The sequence below is a fragment of the Barnesiella sp. An22 genome, assembly GCF_963931395.1.
Classification (GTDB): Bacteria; Bacteroidota; Bacteroidia; order Bacteroidales; family Barnesiellaceae; genus Barnesiella; species Barnesiella merdigallinarum.
On sequence record NZ_OZ007014.1, the window covers coordinates 1166237 to 1187149 of the forward strand.

Annotated in this window: 21 protein-coding genes and 1 pseudogene; 10 read left to right on the forward strand and 12 right to left on the reverse strand. The window is 55.2% G+C overall.

The window, feature by feature from the left end; all coding sequences use genetic code 11:
- Positions 1-2 precede the first annotated feature (2 nt).
- From ABGT88_RS04720 to recA, 7 genes and pseudogenes are all read left to right on the forward strand, one after another.
- On the forward strand, positions 3-896 hold the full coding sequence (locus ABGT88_RS04720) for an HlyD family efflux transporter periplasmic adaptor subunit (protein WP_346700709.1): 894 nt from the start codon (positions 3-5) through the stop codon (positions 894-896).
- Positions 897-933: 37 nt separating this feature from the next.
- On the forward strand, positions 934-1848 hold the full coding sequence (locus ABGT88_RS04725) for an ABC transporter ATP-binding protein (protein WP_258326526.1): 915 nt from the start codon (positions 934-936) through the stop codon (positions 1846-1848).
- Positions 1848-2585 (forward strand): annotated as a pseudogene (locus tag ABGT88_RS04730) (ABC transporter ATP-binding protein); the annotation flags it as partial. The gene ABGT88_RS04725 and the pseudogene ABGT88_RS04730, both read left to right, overlap by 1 nt.
- A gap of 1 nt (position 2586) precedes the next feature.
- Positions 2587-3687, forward strand: a complete 1101-nt coding sequence (locus ABGT88_RS04735) for an ABC transporter permease (RefSeq protein ID WP_300130239.1) — start codon at positions 2587-2589, stop codon at positions 3685-3687.
- Positions 3687-4793, forward strand: coding sequence for an ABC transporter permease (locus tag ABGT88_RS04740; protein WP_298663405.1), 1107 nt, complete (start codon positions 3687-3689; stop codon positions 4791-4793). The genes ABGT88_RS04735 and ABGT88_RS04740 overlap by 1 nt, the downstream gene beginning before the upstream one ends.
- Positions 4794-4993: 200 nt before the next feature.
- Positions 4994-5446 (forward strand): thioredoxin-dependent thiol peroxidase, encoded by a 453-nt coding sequence (bcp, locus tag ABGT88_RS04745; RefSeq protein ID WP_346700712.1) that lies wholly within the window; start codon positions 4994-4996, stop codon positions 5444-5446.
- A gap of 18 nt (positions 5447-5464) precedes the next feature.
- A complete protein-coding gene (recA, locus tag ABGT88_RS04750; RefSeq protein ID WP_087408155.1) occupies positions 5465-6511 on the forward strand; it encodes a recombinase RecA in 1047 nt (348 codons plus the stop codon).
- 90 nt (positions 6512-6601) lie between these two features.
- On the opposite strand, the gene ABGT88_RS04755 is transcribed toward recA, so the two are convergent.
- The 8 genes from ABGT88_RS04755 to rsmA all read right to left on the reverse strand — a co-directional run bounded on the left by ABGT88_RS04755 (position 6602) and on the right by rsmA (position 13963).
- A complete protein-coding gene (locus ABGT88_RS04755; RefSeq protein WP_143240908.1) occupies positions 6602-7513 on the reverse strand; it encodes a YwqG family protein in 912 nt (303 codons plus the stop codon).
- Between the two features lie 65 nt (positions 7514-7578).
- Entirely contained in the window at positions 7579-7977 is a 399-nt protein-coding gene (secG, locus tag ABGT88_RS04760) for a preprotein translocase subunit SecG (RefSeq protein ID WP_346700715.1), read from the reverse strand.
- 6 nt (positions 7978-7983) lie between these two features.
- The gene (locus tag ABGT88_RS04765) at positions 7984-8733 is read right to left on the reverse strand and encodes a hypothetical protein (RefSeq protein WP_346700717.1); all 750 of its coding nucleotides are present in this window, start codon (positions 8731-8733) and stop codon (positions 7984-7986) included.
- Positions 8734-8737: 4 nt separating this feature from the next.
- A complete protein-coding gene (locus ABGT88_RS04770; protein ID WP_289540482.1) occupies positions 8738-9238 on the reverse strand; it encodes an LptE family protein in 501 nt (166 codons plus the stop codon).
- Positions 9239-9251: 13 nt separating this feature from the next.
- On the reverse strand, positions 9252-10517 hold the full coding sequence (locus ABGT88_RS04775; protein WP_346700720.1) for a sigma-54 dependent transcriptional regulator: 1266 nt from the start codon (positions 10515-10517) through the stop codon (positions 9252-9254).
- A 306-nt stretch (positions 10518-10823) separates the two neighbouring features.
- Complete coding sequence (locus tag ABGT88_RS04780; RefSeq protein WP_143240907.1) at positions 10824-11654, reverse strand: lysophospholipid acyltransferase family protein; 831 nt, start codon at positions 11652-11654, stop codon at positions 10824-10826.
- Between the two features lie 108 nt (positions 11655-11762).
- Positions 11763-13112: a magnesium transporter gene (gene mgtE, locus ABGT88_RS04785; protein ID WP_087408149.1), complete on the reverse strand. Its 1350-nt coding sequence runs from the start codon at positions 13110-13112 to the stop codon at positions 11763-11765.
- 65 nt (positions 13113-13177) lie between these two features.
- The gene (gene rsmA / locus ABGT88_RS04790; protein ID WP_087408148.1) at positions 13178-13963 is read right to left on the reverse strand and encodes a 16S rRNA (adenine(1518)-N(6)/adenine(1519)-N(6))-dimethyltransferase RsmA; all 786 of its coding nucleotides are present in this window, start codon (positions 13961-13963) and stop codon (positions 13178-13180) included.
- Positions 13964-14100: 137 nt separating this feature from the next.
- Here rsmA and ABGT88_RS04795 point away from each other — a divergent pair, with 137 nt between their 5' ends.
- From ABGT88_RS04795 to ABGT88_RS04805, 3 genes are all read left to right on the forward strand, one after another.
- Complete coding sequence (locus ABGT88_RS04795) at positions 14101-15141, forward strand: lysylphosphatidylglycerol synthase transmembrane domain-containing protein (protein ID WP_346700723.1); 1041 nt, start codon at positions 14101-14103, stop codon at positions 15139-15141.
- Between the two features lie 28 nt (positions 15142-15169).
- Positions 15170-16639, forward strand: coding sequence for an aminoacyl-histidine dipeptidase (locus tag ABGT88_RS04800; RefSeq protein ID WP_087408146.1), 1470 nt, complete (start codon positions 15170-15172; stop codon positions 16637-16639).
- Between the two features lie 169 nt (positions 16640-16808).
- Positions 16809-17237 (forward strand): hypothetical protein, encoded by a 429-nt coding sequence (locus ABGT88_RS04805; RefSeq protein WP_087408145.1) that lies wholly within the window; start codon positions 16809-16811, stop codon positions 17235-17237.
- 90 nt (positions 17238-17327) lie between these two features.
- On the opposite strand, the gene ABGT88_RS04810 is transcribed toward ABGT88_RS04805, so the two are convergent.
- The 4 genes from ABGT88_RS04810 to ABGT88_RS04825 all read right to left on the reverse strand — a co-directional run bounded on the left by ABGT88_RS04810 (position 17328) and on the right by ABGT88_RS04825 (position 20557).
- Positions 17328-17597 carry a DUF4834 family protein gene (locus ABGT88_RS04810; RefSeq protein WP_346700726.1) on the reverse strand — a complete coding sequence of 90 codons (270 nt, stop codon included), beginning with the start codon at positions 17595-17597 and terminating at the stop codon, positions 17328-17330.
- A gap of 58 nt (positions 17598-17655) precedes the next feature.
- Positions 17656-18357, reverse strand: a complete 702-nt coding sequence (gene pssA / locus ABGT88_RS04815; RefSeq protein WP_346702820.1) for a CDP-diacylglycerol--serine O-phosphatidyltransferase — start codon at positions 18355-18357, stop codon at positions 17656-17658.
- Positions 18358-18360: 3 nt separating this feature from the next.
- Positions 18361-19020: a phosphatidylserine decarboxylase family protein gene (locus tag ABGT88_RS04820; RefSeq protein ID WP_346700728.1), complete on the reverse strand. Its 660-nt coding sequence runs from the start codon at positions 19018-19020 to the stop codon at positions 18361-18363.
- A 193-nt stretch (positions 19021-19213) separates the two neighbouring features.
- Positions 19214-20557 carry an ATP-binding protein gene (locus ABGT88_RS04825; protein WP_346700730.1) on the reverse strand — a complete coding sequence of 448 codons (1344 nt, stop codon included), beginning with the start codon at positions 20555-20557 and terminating at the stop codon, positions 19214-19216.
- Between the last annotated feature and the right edge of the window lie 356 nt (positions 20558-20913).

Here is a 20913-nt window from a genome sequence, read left to right on the forward strand (position 1 = left end):
AGATGAAACAGATTGCAGTTTACAGCGCGTTGGCGCTGCTCCTTGTCTCGTGTGGCAACCGCAACGATTTCGATGCGACGGGAACTTTCGAGGCTACCGAGGTGGTGGTCTCGGCCGAAGCGACGGGTCGTATTCTCTATTTCGACGTCGAGGAGGGCGACACCCTCACGGCCGGTCGTCAGGTGGGGGCGATAGATACCGTGCAGTTGTATTTGCAGAAGCTGCAACTCGAGCAGCAGCGGGCCTCGATTCACAGCAACCGGCCCGACATCGCCAAGCAGGCTGCGGCCCTGCGCAGCCAGATAGCCCAGCAGGAGCGGGAGCGCAGCCGGGTCGAAAACCTGTTGAAAGACGGGGCGGCTACGACGAAGCAGCTCGACGACATCACCGCTTCGATACGGGTGTTGAACGGACAGCTGGAGGCTCTGCTCTCCAGTCTCAGGAACAATACCTCGTCGCTCGATGCCAATGCCTCGGCCATCGATCTGCAGATAGCTCAGGTCGAGGACCGTCTGGCCAAGTGCCGCATCGCTTCGCCCATCGACGGGGCGGTGCTGGTGAAGTATGGCGAGGCGGGCGAACTGGCCGCCGCCGGGCGTCCGCTCATGAAGGTGGCCGACATGAGCCACCTCTATCTGCGGGCCTACTTCACTTCGGACCAACTGGCCCGTCTGAAGGTGGGGCAGGAGGTGACGGTGGTGGCCGACTTCGGCGACGACCAGCAGCGCGAATATCCCGGGCGCATCACCTGGATAGCCTCGGAGAGCGAGTTTACCCCCAAGACCATTCAGACGCGCGACACCCGGGCCAATCTGGTCTATGCCGTGAAGATTGCGGTCGAGAACGACGGCTGGTTGAAAATCGGGCTTTATGGCGAGGTGCGTCTCCCCGAATAATCCATTATCTTAATCTCATATCCTTAATCTCACAGCGATGACTACACCCAATGCCATAGAGATAGCGGGGCTCACCAAGCGGTATGGTACCCTGACGGCCGTCGACCACATCACCTTCGAGGTGTGGCGGGGCGAGCTGTTCGGTCTCATCGGGCCCGACGGTGCCGGCAAGACTACGCTCTTCCGCCTGCTCACCACGCTGCTCGACCCCGACGAGGGGCGTGCGACGGTCGACGGGCTCGACATCGTGACCCAATATCGCGAGATACGCAAGCGGGTGGGGTATATGCCGGGGCGCTTTTCGCTCTATCCCGACCTGTCGGTGGCCGAGAATCTCGAGTTTTTCGCCGCCCTGTTCGGCGTGAAAGTGGAAGCGAATTACGACCTGATAGCCCCCATCTACCGGCAAATCGAGCCCTTCCGCAAACGACGGGCCGGGAAGCTGTCGGGAGGTATGAAACAGAAGCTGGCCCTCTGCTGTGCCCTCATACACCGCCCCTCGGTACTCTTTCTCGACGAGCCTACCACGGGGGTCGACGCCGTGTCGCGCGGGGAGTTCTGGGACATGCTTTTCGACCTGAAGCGGCAGGGTATCTCGATACTGGTCTCTACCCCCTACATGGACGAGGCGTGCCGTTGCGACCGCATTGCCCTGTGCGACAACGGGCATCTGTTGGGTATCGACACCCCGGCCGGTATCGTGGCACAGTTTGACGAGCCGCTCTATGCCCTCTCGGGCAGCGACATGTACGGGCTGCTGCTCGAGGCGCGCCGGGCCGACGGGGTGAAGGAGTGCTATCCCTTCGGGGCGAGCCATCATCTGGTGGTGGCCGAGGGGTTCGATGCCGAGGCCTTCGAGCGGCAGTTGCGGCAGCGAGGGTTCAAGGCGGTGACAGTAGAGCCGGTGCAGGCCGGGATTGAAGATGTATTTATGAAACTGATGCAACGATGAACGACGTAATCATATCGGTACAGGATTTGTGCAAGTGCTTCGGCGACTTTACGGCCGTCGACCACATCACCTTCGAGGTGCGGAGGGGCGAGATTTTCGGTTTCCTGGGAGCCAACGGTGCCGGCAAGACGACCGCCATGCGCATGTTGTGCGGGTTGAGTTACCCTACCTCGGGCAGCGGCCGGGTGGCGGGCTTCGACGTGATGACGCAGGGCGAGCAGATCAAGCGGCACATCGGCTATATGAGCCAGCGCTTTTCGCTCTACGACGACCTCACGGTGCGCGAGAACATACGCCTCTATGCCGGCATCTACGGCTTGGGACGTTACGAGACGTTGCGCCGCACGGTATCGGTGCTCAACCGGCTGCACTTCAGGAGCGAGGCCGATACACTGGTGGGTTCGCTGCCGCTGGGGTGGAAGCAGAAGCTGGCCTTCTCGGTGGCTACGCTGCACCGGCCCGAGGTGGTTTTTCTCGACGAGCCCACGGGTGGGGTCGACCCGGTGACCCGGCGTCAGTTCTGGGAGATGATTTACGAGGCGGCGGCCGGCGGTACGACGGTATTTGTCACCACGCACTATATGGATGAGGCCGAGTATTGCTCGCGGGTGTCGATTATGGTCGACGGCAAGATAGAAGCCCTGGGTGCACCGGCCGAGTTGAAGAGAGAGTTTGGGGCCGAGTCGATGGACGAAGTGTTCAGGATTCTGGCCCGAGGAGCAAAACGGAGTGAGTAGTATGAGCGGATTTTTACATTTTGTCAAGAAAGAGACCCTGCATATTCTGCGCGACCGGCGCACGATGCTCATCGTGCTGCTCATGCCGGTGGTGCAGGTGCTTCTCTTCGGGTTTGCCATCTCGACCGAGGTGAACAACATCCCCTTCTTTGCCGTGGCACCCCACCGTACCGAGGCGGTGCGGCAGCAGATCGAGCGCATGAATGCCAACCCCTACTTTTCGTTCAAGGGGTATATCGACCAGAAGCGCATCGACCGGGTGCTGCGCAGCGGGCAGGCGGCTGCCGTGGTGGTCTTTGCCGATGACTATGACCGTCTGGTCGAAGGGGCTGCCGTCGGAGCCATCGACGAGGCGGCGGTGCAGTTTGTCGTCGATGCCTCGAATCCCAACAATGCCGGTACCGACCTCATTTACCTGCAACAGGCTTTCCTGGGCGACGGTTCGGTGGCGGCCGGTTCGGCCCCGGCGGTGCGTATCCTCTACAACCCGCAGATGAAGAGCTCGTACAATTTCGTGCCCGGTATCATGGGGCTTATCTTTATCCTCATTTGTGCCATGATGACTTCGGTCTCGATTGTGCGCGAGAAGGAGAGCGGCACGATGGAGGTGCTCCTGGTGTCGCCGGTGCGGCCTATCTGGATTATCTCGGCCAAGATGATTCCCTACTTTTTGCTGTCGTGTCTGGCGCTGGCGACCATTCTGCTGCTGGCACACTACGTGCTGGGGGTACCCATGTCGGGTTCGATGGTGGGGCTGGTGGGGCTTTCGCTGCTCTATCTGGTGCTCTCGCTGGCGTTGGGACTCTTTATCTCGACCGTCTCGCACACGCAGGTGGTGGCAATACTCATCTCGGGCATGCTGCTCATGCTGCCGGTCATCATGCTCTCGGGCATGCTCTTCCCGGTCGAGAATATGCCCGGTATCCTGCGGGCTCTCTCGTGTGTGATTCCGGCCCGGTGGTATATCGAGGCGGTGCGCAAGCTGATGATTGGCGGGCAGCCGTTTGTGGCCGTGTGGCAGGAGAGTGCCATCCTGCTGGCCATGACGGTGGTGCTGGTGGTTGTGGCCTTGAAGAAGTTTAACGATAAACTCGAATCGTGATGAGAAGGACCTTGCTCGTTTTGCTGGAAAAGGAGTTCCGTCAGTTCATGCGGAATGCCTTCATGCCCAAGATGGTGATTGTGTTCCCCCTGCTGGTGATGCTGGTCATCCCGTGGGTGGCGACGATGGATGTGCGCCATGTGGGGGTGTCGATTGTCGATAACGACCACTCCGAGGCCTCCCGCCGGATTGTCGAGAAGATACGGTCGTCGGACTACTTCAGCCTCAAAAGTGTGACCGAGAGCTACGAGGCGGCCTATGCTTCGCTCGAGGAGGGCGATGCCGATGTGATACTCTCCATTCCCGAGCACTTCGAGCGCTCTCTGGCCGGGAGTTCGCCCCGGCGCATCGGCATCGATGTGAACGGTACCAATGCGCTGAAGGGGGCTCTGGGCTCGCAATACATGGTGCAGATTGTGCGGCAGGCCCTGGCCGAGTTGCAGCAGGAGCAGATGCCCGTGGTGGCGACCGACCTCTTTGTCGTGCAGAATCGCTACAACCCCACACTCGACTATCAGCACTTCATGGTGCCGGCGCTGATGATTATCCTGCTGGTGCTTATCTGCGGCTTCCTGCCCGGCATCAATCTGGTGAGCGAAAAGGAGTTCGGCACCATCGAGCAGATAAATGTCACCCCGGTGAGCCGCTTCCTCTTCACGTTGGCCAAACTCATCCCCTACTGGATAATCGGTTTCGTGGTGCTCACCCTCGCCATGCTGCTGGCCTGGTGGGTCTATGGTCTCGTTCCGGCCGGTTCTGTCGGTTCGGTCTATCTGGCCGCCTTCTTTTTCATCCTCACCATGTCGGGGTTGGGCATCATCATAGCCAACCGCTCGTCGACCATGCAGCAGACCATGTTTGTGATGTTTTTTTTCATCATGATTTTTGTGCTGATGAGCGGACTGCTCACCCCCATCGAGTCGATGCCCGCCTGGGCGCGGGCCATCACCTACCTGTTGCCGCCCCGCTACTTTGTAGAGGTGATGCGGGCCGTCTATCTCAAGGGGGCTTCGATTGTGGAGCTGTGGCCGCAGTACCTCGCCCTGGTGGGCTATGCCGGGCTCTTCAACGCCGTGGCGGCCCTCACCTACAAGAAGCAGTCGTGAGGGGAGGTGGGGAGACCGGTTGTTCCAGCGGTATCTCTTTTCTTAGATAATAAACGTATATTAACGCACCTGTGTATCTCTTATGCGCAAGTGCGTTGCTATCTTTGTCATATCCGAAGCGGGAACGGATATTTCGGTATCGGTTTTTGACGGAGGGGAAAAATAGTTATCTTTGTGTAACGAATTAAATAGAAAAGATTATGGCACTGAAACCAGGAGATAAAGCCCCCGAAGTATTGGGCGTGGACCAATCGGGCAAAGAGATACGTTTGAGCGACTTCGCCGGTCGCAAGTTGGTACTGTATTTTTATCCCAAGGACAACACCCCCGGCTGTACGGCCGAGGCGTGCAACCTGCGCGACAACTATGCCGACCTTCAGTCGGCCGGTTATGCCGTGGTGGGCGTGAGCAAGGACAGCGAGGCTTCGCATGTGAAGTTTATCGAGAAACAGTCGTTGCCCTTTCCGCTGATTGCCGACACGGAGTTGAAGCTGAACGAGGCCTTCGGGGTGTGGCGCGAGAAGAAGATGGCCGGCCGTACCTACATGGGGACCGTGCGCACCACCTTTATCATCGACGAGAATGGCGTGATAGCCGATGTTATCGAGAAGGTAGACACGAAGAATCACGCCGCCCAGATTTTGAAAAAGTAAATAAAAAATAGGAAGATTATGGAAGAACAACAACAAGCTCAAGCTGCTGCCGGTGCCAAGAAGCGGGTGCCGGTGCCTTCGGAGAAACTGAAGGCTCTGCAAGCGGCCATGGATAAAATCGAGAAGAGTTACGGTCGCGGCGCCATCATGAAACTGGGCGACGACTCGGTCGAAGAGGTGGCCGTGATTCCCACCGGCTCTATTGCGCTGAATGCGGCGCTGGGTGTGGGCGGTTATCCGCGCGGACGTGTCATCGAGATTTACGGTCCCGAGTCGTCGGGTAAAACCACGCTGGCCATCCACGCCATTGCCGAGGCCCAGAAGGCGGGTGGTATCGCCGCCATTATCGATGCCGAGCACGCTTTCGACCGCTTCTATGCCGAGAAGCTGGGTGTGGATGTGGAGAACCTGTGGATTTCGCAGCCCGATAGCGGTGAGCAGGCTCTCGAGATTGCCGACCAGCTGATACGTTCGTCGGCGGTCGATATTGTGGTTATCGACTCGGTAGCAGCTCTGACACCGAAGGCCGAACTCGAGGGCGATATGGGCGACTCGAAGATGGGTCTGCAGGCCCGCCTGATGTCGCAGGCCCTGCGTAAGCTCACGGCCACCATCAGCAAAACCAACACGACCTGTATCTTCATCAACCAGTTGCGCGACAAGATCGGGGTGATGTTTGGCAACCCCGAGACGACGACGGGTGGTAACGCCCTGAAGTTCTACGCCTCGGTGCGCCTCGATATTCGCCGCATCAGCCAGCTGAAGGATGGCGACGAGGTAATCGGTAACCAGACTCGTGTGAAGGTGGTGAAGAACAAGGTGGCACCTCCCTTCCGCAAAGCCGAGTTCGACATCATGTTTGGCGAGGGTATCTCGCGCTCGGGCGAAATTATCGACCTGGGTGTCGACAAGGGTATCATCAAGAAGAGCGGTTCGTGGTTCAGCTACGGAGATACCAAACTGGGTCAGGGCCGCGATGCCGCCAAGAAGTGTGTAGAAGACAATCCCGAACTGGCCGACGAGCTCGAAGCCGCCATCATGGAGGCATTGAAGCCGGCCAAGTAGGCAGGGACGAATTGGAACGAATAGAAGCGAGGAGCGAGTCGGGGGGATGTCACCCGGGCTCGCTCCTCGTTTAGTATAGGGGGTGGATGGTCAATAGCATTGCATCTCGAACTGAATCTGGCCGAAGTCGCCGCGTTCCAGATCGTGCCGTCTGATGTAGAAGTAGAGGCTGCCGCAGTCGCCGAAGGAGATGTCGACCTCGGGCTCTTCGATACAGTTGAGTTGCAGCAGCAGTACCCATTCGCGAGCCGACTCGGTAGTATAGCTCTCGGGCTTGTCGCCCCGGGTTCTCGACTCGCACACCTCGGCGATGCCGTTCTGGATGAGTTGGGCATAGCCCAGCATCTGGCCTGCCGATTCGGGGTGGGTGTAACCCCAGCTCTCAAGCCGCTTCTCGATGAGGTCCCAATCGGTGTAGGCATAGGTGTTTTGGTCGTATCCCATGAGGCTGTAATAGTCGTCCCAGCCGGGAGCCGAAGGTTGATTGCCGAACCGGAGCCCCATCTCGTAGAGGCGTTGAGCCTCGGCCAGTTGGTCGGGATATTCGGTCGGGGTGAGCTCGGCCGCCGGGGTGGGGGTGTAGAGCAGTTTGGCCCCTTTGCTGTTGAGCCACGGCTGGTTGATGAGGTCGTAGAAGAGGTAGAACATGCCCTCGTGCGGCAGCCGGTTGTCGGTGTCGTAGGGAGCCAGCTCTTCGCAGTTGATTTGCAGGAGGAAGGGCAAAGCTGTCTCGTTGCCGTATTCATCGGTGTAGTGAGGCCATTTCCATTTCGGCGGCAGGGCGGGACGGCCTCCGAATTTGGATTGCCAGGGCGATACCTGACTTGTTTTATCGAAATCGAAGAAGATGCCGTTGCAGGCCAGAGACTCGAGTTGCTCCCTCAGGGAGTGTTCTTTTTCGGCTTCCGATTGAGGGGAGTCGTTGCGGTTACGCTTGAAGAGGCGTTGCCAGAAGTTTTTGGTGTCGTCCATGGTGAAGATACGGGTTATACGATAAGACACAAATGCCCGAACTTACACATAGTAGGTTCGGGCATCGATATGAAAGTGTGTTATAAATCTCTGGATTATTTCGCCGGAGTTTCCTGAGCCGGAGTTTCCTGAGCCGGAGTTTCCTGAGCCGGAGCCTGTTGAGCGGGAGCAGCGGTGTTGTCGCCGGCAGCCGGAGTCTCGAAACCGGGGAGAGCAGCAGGGGCTTCGGTGTTTACGATGTCTTTGATTTCCGAACCGGAAGTGGTTTGGCTATTGTGCGAAACAAATACAGTGGCAATGCTTAAAACCATGATTACCACGGCGAGAGTCCAAGTGGCTTTCTCTACGAAGTCGGTTGTTTTGCGAACACCCATAATCTGGTTTGATGATGCGAAATTAGAGGCAAGACCCCCTCCTTTTGATTTCTGTACCAATACAATGCCTATCATCAGCACCGATGCCAAGATGATAAAGACGGTTAATACTACTGACATTTTCTGTTATTCTGTTTTTATGTTAATAATCAATTTTTCCAAAAATCTTATTTGGTCTGCAAAGTAAATATTTTTTTCTGGATATTTCAAACTTAATTTTTTAATTATTTGCAATGCTTTTTCATATCGCCGCTGTTTGATGTAGATTTTGGCCAGGCTTTCGGTGAAGAAGGTGTCGTCGGCAGCCGGTTCAGAGGGGACGGTTTGCGGGGTATTCTCGCGTTCGGCCGGGCTCTTGCGGGCAGGCGCCGGGGCGGGAGCCGGTTCGCTCTTGTGCTCCGGGGAAGGCTTGGGTACCTCGACGGTGGGTTGTATCGGTTGAGCCGATTGTACGGCGGGTTGCGGGTCGTCTTGCTGCAACAGCCTCATGTAGTCGGTCTGGGCGATGATGTTGCCCGAGATGAGGCGGTCGAGGCTCTCTTCGGTAGGTAGTTTTCCCCCTTTCTGGTAGGTGCCCAGGAAGAGGTCGATGGCCTGCATGGTGGTATCGGTGCGCGGGGCCTGGGGATAGAGGTCGGCAAACGACTCGTCCTCGATGCCGAGCACACTCTCGAGGTGCTCGCCCGGGCTGGCGTGGAGCAGCGCCTGTTGTATGCGCCGTTCGTCGGGCATGGCGCCGGGGGTGTATTTGAGGTAGAGCAGTTGCGGAATGGCAAAGTAGGGGTAGTCGGCGGCCATTTGGTCGGCGTCGGCCCGGGCGATGGGTTGGTCGCACACGCCATTCAGCAGGTTGCGTATTTGTTCGCGGGTGATCATGGCATTACCAGTTGGCTACGGTGGCGTTGAAAATCTGGTCCACCAGTTCGTCGGTGATTTGTTTTATCAGTTCGTCCTGGACATCGGTCAGCATCTGGGTACTCGAGAAATCCTTGTAGCCCGAGAAGGTCTGGTTGTCGATGTTGAATTGCGGATCTTTGGTGTTGGTGAAGCGCACCCGCACGGCAATGGTGAGCCGCGTTTGCGAGGCGTAGGCGTTTTCGGTTACGGCCTGCGGGGTGAGGTCGTAGTTGGTGATTTCGCCCTCGAGCTGCAGGTCGCCGCCGCTGCTGACAATCTGCAGCCGGGTCTGGCGCGTGTAGGCGTTCTTCAGCGAGTTGGTGAAGAGCTCCTCGAGAGGCGGATAGACCAGCGCCGCCTTGATGGGGAAGTTGGCGATCGAGATGGTCTTGGTGGTGTCGTAGTTGATCGAGGCCCCGTTGAACTTGTAGGAGATGCTGCAAGAGGTGAGGGCTACGAGCAGTATGGCGATGAATCGTTTCATAGGCATGTATATACTATTCCAGATTGTATTCCTTGATTTTGCGGTAGAGGGTCCGTTCCGAGATTTTCAGCTCCTCGGCCGTCTTTTTCCGTTTTCCGTGGTTGCGCATGAGCGCCTTGCGGATAGTCTCGCGCTCGGTATCCTCGAGGGTGGTGGGCTGTTCCTCCACATACTCGGCTTCGTTGGGGATAACCTCGCCCTCGGTCTCGTCGATGGTTTTGCCCTTGGAGGCCGGGACGTGTACCGGTACGGCCGTGGTAATGGGAGCGAGAGCCATGGAGCGGGCCACGGTCACCGATTGGGGCGAGGGGGTGAAGTGCGCCTGTCCCTGAGCGGCCTTGGTGAGCTCTTCGACCTTGGCGTGCAGGTCGGCCAGCTCCTTCTGCATCTCGAACAGCGTCTTGTAGAGCATCTTGCGCTCCTTCTCGAAGAAGGTGTGGTCTTGCTCGCCGGGAGTGGCTGTCTGGCGGGCGGGCAGTTTCTCGATGTTGTATTGCGGCAGATAGCCCTGCAGGGTGGCGCCGTCGACTTCGCGGTTGGTCTCGAAGATGGAGATCTGCTCGGTGATGTTCTTCAGCTGGCGCACGTTGCCCGGCCAGCGGTAGTTGAGCAGCACGTTGCGGGCGTCGTCGGTGAGCTGGATGACCGGCATGCGGTACCGCTCGGCGAAGTCGGTCGAGAATTTGCGGAAGAGCAGCAGGATGTCGTCGGCCCGTTCGCGCAAGGGGGGAATCTCGATGTGTATGGTGCTGAGCCGGTAGTAGAGGTCTTCGCGGAATTTCCCCTCGGATACGGCCTTGACCATGTCGAGGTTGGTGGCAGCCACGATGCGCACGTTGGTCTTCAGTACGGTCGACGAACCCACCTTGAGAAACTCGCCGCTCTCGAGTACACGCAGCAGGCGGGCCTGTGTGGTGAGGGGCAGTTCGCCCACCTCGTCGAGGAAGATGGTGCCGCCGTCGGCCTCCTCGAAATATCCCTTGCGGGCCGAGAGGGCACCGGTGAAGGCTCCCTTTTCGTGACCGAAGAGCTCGGAGTCGATGGTACCTTCGGGTATGGCACCGCAGTTGACGGCTATGTATTTGCCGTGTTTGCGGGAACTGTTGGCATGGATTATCTGCGGGAAGAACTCTTTGCCGGCACCGCTCTCGCCGGTGATGAGCACGGCCAGGTCGATGGGTGCAATTTGCAGCGCCCGGGTGATGGCCCGTATCAGACCGGGGGCATTACCGATGATACCGAACCGCTGTTTGGTTTGCTGTACGTCTGTGGGAATCATAACTGCTGAATCTTTTAGGGTCGAGATAGCGCGGAGACGACACGTTCTCCCGCTCCTGTTTCACGGAGTGGGTTGGCGTCTCGTTGCCCGCTATCCCCTACAAAGATAGTGAAAGGAGAGCGGAGAATAAAATATCGAAACTTGTTTTCAGATATTTTTTATCCCGAACCGCATCCTATCTTCTGAAAAGATAGTAAAAAGGAGAGCGGAGAATAAAATATCGCAGTTTGTTTTCAGATATTTTTTATCCCGAACCGCATCCTGTTTTCCCATCGATACTGAAAAAGCGGGTGTAGGTGGTGTGTTTTAGCGCTGGCTTTTCAGTTTTCTCAGCTTGTCGGTCTCGTGCCGCAGGAATGCTCCCAGCTCTTCGGTGGTACGGTATTGGGCCAAGGTCTCGGGCTGAATGATGTTGCCGATAGAGATGTGTATGGTCTGGTGTTCCTTCTTGAATACCTCGGCCGGTAGCCGCAAGGCTCTCAATTGCCAGCTTATCAATCCCAGTAGGTTGTAGAACAGGGAGTTGTGTCCGTGAAAAAAGACGGGAATCACCGGCTTCTTGATTTGCTGGATGAGACGTATGATGTTGGGTTGCCACTCCCGGTCTTCAATCTTGAGGCTCCACTTGAGGCGCGACACGGCACCGGCGGGGAAGAATCCGAGAGGATGGCCGTTTTTGGCTTGCAAGAGAGCTTCGCGTATGCCGTTGAGCGAGACGTAACGTCGCTCGGGGTTGGAGTAGGGGTCTACGGCAATGAAGTTGTCGGACATGGCCTTGATGTAGTTGAGTATCCAGTTGACCATCACCTTATAGTCGGGGCGGCGTGCCGCAATCAGTTTGATGATGATGACTCCGTCGAGAGCACCGAACGGGTGGTTCGATATGGTGACGAACGAGCCTTCGGGCAGGTGGTCGAGCACCTCTTCGTTGTCGACCTTGCAGGTGATGTCCAAATCGTCGATGATGGCGTTGACAAAATCGGCTCCTCTCAAATCGCAGTGGCGTCCGTAGAGGGCATTGATATCATCGAGTTTACAGATTTTGGCTAATCGTTGGAGTATTTTGCCCCCTCTCTCGTTGTTCAACTGGGGGACGATTTCCTGTAAATCGGAGATATCTAATATGCTTCTTTTCATTTTTGAGTTTATGTCGGTTAAATCTTGGTCTCAATCGCGTGGACAAAAATATATATAATAACGATTGAAATACACAAAAGTATGCAAAATTTTTCGTCTCAGCCCCTTTTAGGTCGAGAGCATATAGCTTATGCTCATGTAGATGAGCATGCCTATGATGTCGTTGGTAATGGTGATAAAGGGGCCTGTGGCAATGGCCGGGTCTATCTTGAACCGCTCGAGGGTGAGGGGCACGAGAGTACCGAATATCGAGGCGAATATCACGACGGCAAATAGCGAGAGCGACACCGATACGGTGGTGGCCATGTTGTCGAGGAAAAACCAGTTGTAGACGAAAACCAGCAGCGAAATCATGCAGGCGTTGATGAGGGCTACGCCCAGCTCCTTGAACAGTTGTTTGCCGGCCGTCTTCATGTCGAGCTTGCCGTTGGCCAGGCCCTGCACGACGATGGCCGATGACTGGATGCCCACGTTTCCGCCCGTACCACCGATGAGGGGGATGAAGAGGGCGGTGGCTGGATTGCGGGCGATGTTGGCCTCGAAGTTGCCCAGAATCACCGAGTTGGCCAGACCGCCGAACATGCCGATGAGCAGCCACGGCAGGCGGGCCGCCGTCTGGGTGAAGACGGTATCGTTCGACTCGACGTCTTGCGAAAGACCCGATGCCAACTGGTATTCACGCTCCGACTGTTCGCGCACCTCGTCCATCACGTCGTCGACGGTAATCTGCCCCACCAGCCGCCCGATGCTGTCGATTACGGGAACGGCCACCAGGTCGTACTTTTCGAAGGTGACGGCCACCTCTTCGATGGGGGTGTCGGTCTTGACCGATACGGGGTCTTTGCGCATGACGTGCTTGATCTTGGAGGCCGACGGGTTGGTAATCATCTTCTTGAGGGGAAAGACGCCTTTGAGCCGGTCGTCGTCGTCGACCACGTAGACGTAGTAGAGTTCGCCCAGCTCCTCGGCCTGGATGCGCATCTGTTTCACGCACTCGGGCATGCTCCAGTTTTCGTTCACGACCACCATCTCGGTACCCATGAGACCGCCGGCGGTATCCTCGTCGTACTTCAACAGGTCTACGATGTCGCCGGCCTGCTCCACGTCGTCGATGTGCGAGAGAATCTCTTCCTGGGCATCCTCGTCCATCTCGCGGATGAGGTCTACGGCGTCGTCGGAGTCCATGTAGTCGATGAACTGCTTGGCAATCACCTCACTGGGCAGTTGCTTGAGCATCTTCTTGCGGTCGTCCTCGTCGAGTTCGAGCAGTACGTCGGCCGCCTTTTCGCCGTCGAGCAGCATGTATATGTACTCGGCCTCGTCGAGGTTGAGCTGCTGGTACAGCTCGGCGATGTCGGCGGGGTGCAGCTCCTTGAGCAGTTCGCGAGCCTTGTCTTTCTCGTCGTTCTTGATGATTTGCTGGACGTTCTGTATATATTCGGGCGTAAACTTTTCCATGTCTCAGCCTCCTTGGGTTTGAATCCGGAACAGGGTGGAAGGCCGACGGTATTCCGGCAGGTTGTTTATGGGATGATATAACTCTCTAACAGGTTGGTGAGGGCGATGAACCGCTCGACCGACAGCCGCTCGGGGCGTTCGTCGAAGATGGGGTCGGACAGGACTTCGCACTCTTTCCCGACCAGGCTTCTCAGTGAGTTGCGCATGGTCTTTCGCCGTTGGTTGAAGGCGGTTTTGACAATCTGTTTGAAGAGCCGTTCGTTACACCCCAGTTGCTCGACCTGGTTGCGGGTCATCCTGATGACCGCCGACTTGACTTTGGGCGGGGGATTGAACACGTGCTCGGGAACGGTGAAGAGATATTCTATATCGTACCAGGCCTGCAGCAACACGCTCAGTATCCCGTAGGTCTTGCTGCCGGGAGGGGCGGCCATGCGTTCGGCCACCTCTTTCTGAATCATGCCGCTGCAACAGGGTATGCGGTCTTTATAGTCGAGAATCTTGAAAAATATCTGGCTCGATATGTTGTAGGGATAGTTGCCGATGACGCAGAAGGGGCCTTCGTAGAGTTGGGCCAGGTCGAGCTTGAGAAAGTCTTTGGCGACAATACGGTCGCGCAGCTCGGGAAAGTGCTCCTGCAGGTATTCGACCGACTCGGGGTCGAGCTCGACCACCGTGAGGTCGTGGCCTTTATCCAGCAGAAACCGGGTGAGGACTCCCATGCCGGGCCCCACCTCGAGCACGGGCATGCCTTTGTAGCTGGCCAGGGTGTCGGCAATCGCCTCGGCTATGCTCAAGTCGGTGAGAAAATGCTGTCCCAGCGATTTCTTGGGTTTGACCATGTAGCTCATGAAGGTTCCGGTTTCAGTTGTGAGTCAATAAAATATTTACAGCGGAGATTTTTCAGGCCTCCGTTCGCTACAAAGTTGGAGATAAACCTTTATCTTTGCAGCATACAAAGGTATAACAAATTTTTAAAACGGGAAAATTGAAAAGGATAATCCGCGATATTGTAAAATATCTGCTTCCTCTGCTCTGCGGCGTATGGTTGTTTTGGTATGTCTACCAGCAACTCGATGTAGAGACCATACTCCAGATTCTTAAAACCGATGTAAACTATACTTGGGTTGTCCTCTCGATGGGGGTGGCCGTTTTCAGTCATATAGCCCGGGCCTTGCGCTGGCGTTTGCAGTTGCGCGCGCTGCATATAGAGCCGTCGATGCGTGTCCTCATCAATGCCATCTTCGGCATGTATGCCATGAACCTGCTCTTCCCCCGCCTGGGCGAGGTGTGGCGCTGCGGCTATGTGGCCCAGCGCGAGAAGGCGTCGTTCAGCAAGGTGCTGGGGTCGATGGTGTCGGACCGCCTCTCCGATACGGTGATGGTGGCGTTGCTCACGCTGCTGGTCTTTTTCATGCAGATGAAGCCGTTTATCCGGTTTCTCGACGAGAACCCTTCGATCGAGGCGGGGGTGACAAGCGTGCTCACATCGGTGTGGCTCTATGTGGGTATTGCCGTCTGCATCGGGGTGGTGATCTGGTTTTTCCGCACCAACAGCCAGAGCCGGCTGGTGCAGCGCATCAAGGGGCTGATGGCCAACGTGTGGGCCGGTTTTGCTTCGATTGTGACCATGCACGGTAAATTTCAATTCATATTCTATACCTTCTTTATTTGGTTCTGCTATTTTATGCAGTTATATTTGTGCATATTTGCCTTCCCCAGCACGTCGCATCTGACGGTGGCTGCCGTGTTGCTGCTCTATGTGTTGGGCAGTCTGGGCATGGGACTTCCCGTGCAGGGGGGTATAGGACCGTGGCACCTGGCGGTTATCGCGGGTCTGTCGTACTACGGTATCACGGGCAACGAGGCCGGCGCCTTTGCCTTTGTGGCACACGGGTCGCAAATGGTGCTGGTTGTGCTGATAGGAATATATGCCTTCATTTCGATGGCATGCGATAAGAAGAAACCCAAGGGCGAACGGGTTGTGGACGATATTGTGACGGAGATTCCCGAGTCGGATCGCCTTTGACAATTTACGGATCTATAAAATTATAACTATGGACAGCAAAATCACATCTCTTCAGCCGCAGGCTGTGTGGAAACATTTTCAGGCGATTTGTCAGATTCCCCGTCCGTCGGGACACCTCGACAAGATTACCGAGTATATCATGGGTGTAGGTCGTTCGCTGGGTTTGGAGACGATTCACGACAAGGCTGGAAATGTCATCATTCGCAAGCCGGCTACGCCCGGCATGGAGAACCGCAAGCCGGTCATTCTGCAAGGTCACATGGATATGGTGCCTCAGGCCAACAAGTCGGTGAAGCACAACTTCGAGACCGATCCTATTCTCCCCCGTGTCGACGGCGACTGGGTGACGGCTACCGAGACGACGCTGGGCGCCGACAACGGTATCGGCATCTCGTCGATTCTGGCTATTCTCGAGTCGAAAGATCTCAAGCATGGCCCCCTCGAAGCGCTCTTTACCTACGACGAGGAGACCGGCATGTATGGCGCTATCGGGCTGGAACCGGGCGAGCTGCATGGCGAAATTTTGCTGAATACCGACTCGGAGCAGGATGGCGAGCTCTACATGAGCTGTGCCGGCGGTGTGGATGTGAATATCGAGTTCCGCTACAAGGAGGAACCCTATACGCCGGCTCCCAACGAGATAGCCGTGAAGCTGACTCTGGGCGGACTGCACGGCGGCCACTCGGGTGTGGATATTCACCTGGGCCGCATGAATGCCAACAAGGAGATGTTCCGCTTCCTGAAAGAGGCGGTGTCGGAGTATGAGGCCCGCTTGGCCAGTTACAGCGGCGGTACGCTGCGCAATGCCATCCCGCGCGAAGCCGAGGCCGTGGTGACGATTCTGGCCGAGGACAAGGAGGATTTCATGGATGCCGTGAATGACTTTGCCGCTACGCTCAAGCGGGAGTATGGCTTCATCGAAGAGAACCTCTACTTTACGGCCGAGCAGACCGAACTGCCGCATTCGCTCCTGCCCGAGGAGATACAGGACGACCTCATCAACGCCATCGTGGCCTGCCACAACGGTGTGTATCGCATGATACCCGATGCCCCCGACGTGGTGGAGACCTCGTCGAACCTCTCGATTGTGCGTACCTCCGAAGGGTATATCGAGGTGAAGATTCTCGTGCGCAGCTCGAGCGAGAGCATGAAACGGGCTTTGGCTTCGGAGTTGGAGAGCACCTTCTCGCTGGCCGGTGCCCGGGTCGATTTCGATGGTGCCTATCCCGGTTGGGAACCCAACTTCAAATCGCAGATTCTGAACCTGATGAAACGGCTCTACCCGCAGGTAACCGGGCGTGAGGCTCAAGTGAAGATGATGCACGCCGGTCTCGAGTGCGGTATTATCGGTGCCAACTATCCGGGCCTCGACATGATTTCGTTCGGCCCCACCATCAAGCACCCGCATTCGCCCAACGAGAAGGTAGAAATCTCTACGGTCGAGACCTTCTGGAAGCTGTTGGTGGCTGCCTTGGAGAATATCCCGGTGAAGGAGTGAAACGATAATAAATGCTAAAAGCAGTCGATGCGGTTGCTCGCATCGACCGCTTTTTTGTTTTGAAATATATTCTTTGGTGTCAAGTGCAATCGGGGCCCGGGGCAAACGGGGCGAGGCGTGGAACCTACCGAGATAGCCTGTGGGGAGAGATTGCGAAAAACAGAATGAAATGAACGGTGAAATAAACGAGACTCAAACAGGCCGCAGCCGGGGCGAAGCCCTGCGCCGGTCGTTCCGCCGCTTCCTGTGGATTGCGGGAGTGGTGTTGGTAGTGGCCCTGGGCGCCTTTGTGTATGTGCGTTACTATTTTGTATTCGGCTCGGGTGTGAAGGCGGGTACTCTCAACTATGTAGTGAAGAAGGGCTATGTGTTCAAGACCTACGAGGGGACTCTCATCATGGAGGGATTCCGCACGGCAGGGCAAGGGTCGCTGCAGTCCAACCAGTTTGTCTTTTCGGTCGATGATGCCAATTTGGCAGATTCGCTCATGCGCATGAGCGGACGTCATGTCGAACTGAAATACAACGAGTATCTGGGAGCATTGCCCTGGAGGGGATACAGCAACTTTATCGTTGAAGAGATTCTGTCGGTGAAATAGCGCGGCTGCTACAAGCCGCCACGAGACAGGGGAGAGACTGGCTGCAGACCTCTTGACGAGAGGCCGCGCGACGGGTCTCTCTTCTTTTTTTTATTCCTTTATATCTTCGAAGTCGATATACTCGCCCTCCGAACTGTCAATCTTCTTTTTCCCTTTCTTGGTACTGGTATACCAGGTCGTGGAGCGTTCGCCCTGTGAGCGGCTGCTCTGTTCCTGCCGGCCGAAGGGGTTGCTCGTGGAGCTTTCTCTCCGCCCGAAGAAGAGGCGGGCAATGAAACGGACCACCAGTTGGATGAGGGCCAAAAGGGGAACAAAGAAGATGATAAAGAGTATAATCAGAAGCAAAAATGCCAAGTGCATAATCGATACATATTAGGTTTATATCCCAGTAGGAACAAAAATCGTTCCGTTTTTGTTTTTATCGCTTGCGGGCTGTCAACAGCGACAAGACGATATACAAGCCTATGGTGGCGGCAAGACCGGCCAAACCCAAGGAAATGAGACAGATTGCCGCAACGGCGATGATGAGGTAGCGCAGGTAGTTCTCTTCCCACTTCAGGTTTTTGAACTTGAGCGAGAACATGGGAATCTCCGATACCAGCAACAGCGAGAAGATGATGACCAGCGTCACGATGGCGTAGCCGCATACGGGGCTCTCCATGCGCAGCACGGCCTGGCAGATACCTATCCAGAAGAGGGCGTTGGCCGGTACGGGCAGCCCGATGAACGAGGTAGTCTGGCGGGTATCGATGTTGAACTTGGCCAACCGCAGTGCCGAAAATACCGGGATGAGCAGCGCGCTCAATGCCCACCACGACTGGTATTCGGCCATGCCGTGGAATGTGCTGTTGTAGGCCATCAAGTGCATCACCATCAGACCTGGAGCCAGCCCGAAACTGATGAGGTCGGCCAGCGAATCGAGCTCTTTACCCAACGGAGAGTAGGCGTGCAGCAACCGGGCGGCCATGCCGTCGAGAAAATCGAAGAGGGCCGACAACCCTATGCACAAGGCAACCCAATCGTATTGGCCCTGAAATGCAAAAATGCAGGCGAAGCATCCCGAGAGCAGATTCAGGCAGGTGATTGAGTTGGGTATATTTTTGACAATTGCGTTCATGATTGCTTATTTTAGGCGGGCTATTTCGGTTAAATCGCCTGTAGTCTTGTCGTTCAGTTTCACCTTGATGTCGCTGTCGAGCGGCAGGTAGAGGTCGACACGCGAGCCGAACTTGATGAAGCCCATGTGCTCGTCTATCTGGCACGAGTCGCCCACCTCGGCATAAGAGACGATGCGGCGAGCTACGGCTCCGGCAATCTGGCGAACCAGCACCTCTTGTCCGTTTTCGGCCTTGATGACGATGGTCGAGCGTTCGTTCTCGGTGCTTGATTTGGGCAGATAGGCCGCCATGAACCGGCCCTGTTGATGACTCACGTGGAGCACTTCGCCGGCTACGGGGAACCAGTTGGCGTGCACATTGAGTATATTCATGAAGATGGATACCTGCATGCGCTTGTCGTGGAAATACTCGTCCTCGAGTACCTCTTCGAGCACGACTACCACACCGTCGGCCGGAGCCACCACCACATTTTTACGGTCGCCTTTGAACCGACGCTTCGGAGAGCGGAAGAAGTTAACAACCAGCAGGAAAAACACAATCGAGACTACATGCACAAAGATTGCTATCCAGGCGATTTTTACCCACATGTAGATAGGTATGTTCAAAATAAGCAGGACTACAAACAGTAAGAGTAATATGTTTTTACCTTCTCGGTGTATTTTCATTTTCATTTTTTACTCGATTTAGATGCAGCGGGCAAAGGTAATAGTTATTTGTGGAAAGACCAAGATAATGACTGTTTTTTGCTTCTTCGGGAATTGAAGGGACCGTATGTCCCTTAACGGCAAAGTGTATCGGTAAGGGTTTTTGAGATTGGGAATACCGGGCCGGTTGTTCGTGTGCTGTTGTTGTCGGGTTTTATGACAGGTTCAGAGTCGCCGATTCCATGTCGTTCATAGACAATCCTTTCCGGGAAATCGTGTAATTCTTAAATTTGCCCGTGGCACGAAGGAAGGTTGCTGCCTTGTTGTTCAGTGCTCCGGGATCGAAATTGTCGGATTTACGTTTTACTTCGATGAAAACCGCGTTGTCGTTCAGTTCGTTTTCGGCAACGATGTCTATCTCGTTTTCTCCCTTGCGGTCCCACCAACTGCCTACGCGGGTATACTCCTTGCTCTCAATGAGCATTTGCTTGAAGTAGCGCTCGAGCATCAGCCCCGAGAAAGTTTCGTAATCCCGGTTGATGATTGTCTTTACGGCGTCGTAATTCTCTATTTCAAGCATATAGTTATACTTGTATATGAAGCGGAACCAGAAAGTAAAGAAGTTATCCTTAATCGTATAGCGAACATTCTTTGTCGAATTTTTCTCAAAAATGGGTTGTCTCTTGGCAATCATCTCATACTCTTTTTCCAACTTGGTGAGATAGCCTCCTATCTCTTTACCGATGACATTCTCGATTTCCGAACGCGAAGTCTTGCCGCGCGCAATGGCAGAGAGGATGGAGAAATAATTGCCATAGTCTTTGCCAAATTCCTCGATGAGGATTGCCTTGCCTTCTCCCAGAAATATGGAGTCGGCCTTGATCATTTGGTTTAGCATTTTTGTTTTGGTTGTAGCTCCTGCATCGATCAGTAACTGAACGTATTTAGCTACACCGCCGGTAAAAGAATAGAGGGCCAATAAGTCTTCTGGCGTATATTGGGGATTATACTCGGCCATGATTTCCTTCAAGACTTTGGTCGTAAAGGGTTTTATCGACATGAATCGTGTTTGGCGATTGTACAGGGGTTCTTTCTTGTCTTTGAATATCTTGGTCATCATCGAGAAGATGGAACCGCATACAATGAGATTGATGCGCGCCCTTGTGTGGTATAAATCCCAAATACGTTGCATGTCGCTGTATATCGACTTGTTGACTCTGAAGAACTCTTGGAACTCGTCGATAAACAGTGTGATGGGGCGTGTGACGGACAGTTTCATCAGATATTCGAAAATTTCGGAAAAATGCTCCACCTTTCCCAGGGTCGGGAGGCCCAACTTGTTTTCTATTTCGAGGAGGTAATCGCCGCATAAATCGCTCTCGGCCTTTCGGGCGACAAAAAAATAGAGTATGGTTTCCGCTTCGTATGCCTTCCATACGAGTGCTGTCTTGCCGATGCGACGGCGCCCCGTTACCACGGTAAACTGAGCATTGCTTTCCGACAATGTCCGTATCTCTTTCAGTGATTGAATTTCTTCTGTCCTGTCAAAAAATCTCATGGCCTGAATGGTTAGTTCCGAAACGGCTGTTTCCGAAACGGCTGTTTCTCTATTGCAAATGTAAAGTCCTTTTTCTTAACTGGCAAATTTTGCGGATAAAACTTTTTCTCCTTGTGTTTTTGTATGATTTGATCATTTGCAGCTCACCCGGGGAGGGGCTGCCGATTGCTGTTGCTGCGACGGTTTGGTGAAGAATCCAAATCAAAACGCAACGTTTTTCGAGTAAGGAAGGAACAAGAACTATGAAAAACACTGCGGGGGAAGCCATAGCGGCGGGGGCGCAAAGCCCCTGAGAGCGTCCAACAGCAATACAAAAAAGGGAGACCGAAATCTCCCTACGATTAATTAATTTTGTA

Coding starts and splice junctions, on each gene's coding strand:
- ABGT88_RS04720 (WP_346700709.1), top strand. CDS start 3: ATGAAACAGATTGCAGTTTACAGCGCGTTGGCGCTGCTCCTTGTCTCG.
- ABGT88_RS04725 (WP_258326526.1), top strand. CDS start 934: ATGACTACACCCAATGCCATAGAGATAGCGGGGCTCACCAAGCGGTAT.
- ABGT88_RS04735 (WP_300130239.1), top strand. CDS start 2,587: ATGAGCGGATTTTTACATTTTGTCAAGAAAGAGACCCTGCATATTCTG.
- ABGT88_RS04740 (WP_298663405.1), top strand. CDS start 3,687: ATGAGAAGGACCTTGCTCGTTTTGCTGGAAAAGGAGTTCCGTCAGTTC.
- bcp (WP_346700712.1), top strand. CDS start 4,994: ATGGCACTGAAACCAGGAGATAAAGCCCCCGAAGTATTGGGCGTGGAC.
- recA (WP_087408155.1), top strand. CDS start 5,465: ATGGAAGAACAACAACAAGCTCAAGCTGCTGCCGGTGCCAAGAAGCGG.
- secG (WP_346700715.1), bottom strand. CDS start 7,977: ATGTCAGTAGTATTAACCGTCTTTATCATCTTGGCATCGGTGCTGATG.
- ABGT88_RS04765 (WP_346700717.1), bottom strand. CDS start 8,733: ATGATCACCCGCGAACAAATACGCAACCTGCTGAATGGCGTGTGCGAC.
- ABGT88_RS04770 (WP_289540482.1), bottom strand. CDS start 9,238: ATGAAACGATTCATCGCCATACTGCTCGTAGCCCTCACCTCTTGCAGC.
- ABGT88_RS04775 (WP_346700720.1), bottom strand. CDS start 10,517: ATGATTCCCACAGACGTACAGCAAACCAAACAGCGGTTCGGTATCATC.
- ABGT88_RS04780 (WP_143240907.1), bottom strand. CDS start 11,654: ATGAAAAGAAGCATATTAGATATCTCCGATTTACAGGAAATCGTCCCC.
- mgtE (WP_087408149.1), bottom strand. CDS start 13,112: ATGGAAAAGTTTACGCCCGAATATATACAGAACGTCCAGCAAATCATC.
- rsmA (WP_087408148.1), bottom strand. CDS start 13,963: ATGAGCTACATGGTCAAACCCAAGAAATCGCTGGGACAGCATTTTCTC.
- ABGT88_RS04800 (WP_087408146.1), top strand. CDS start 15,170: ATGGACAGCAAAATCACATCTCTTCAGCCGCAGGCTGTGTGGAAACAT.
- ABGT88_RS04805 (WP_087408145.1), top strand. CDS start 16,809: ATGAACGGTGAAATAAACGAGACTCAAACAGGCCGCAGCCGGGGCGAA.
- ABGT88_RS04810 (WP_346700726.1), bottom strand. CDS start 17,597: ATGCACTTGGCATTTTTGCTTCTGATTATACTCTTTATCATCTTCTTT.
- ABGT88_RS04820 (WP_346700728.1), bottom strand. CDS start 19,020: ATGAAAATACACCGAGAAGGTAAAAACATATTACTCTTACTGTTTGTA.
- ABGT88_RS04825 (WP_346700730.1), bottom strand. CDS start 20,557: ATGAGATTTTTTGACAGGACAGAAGAAATTCAATCACTGAAAGAGATA.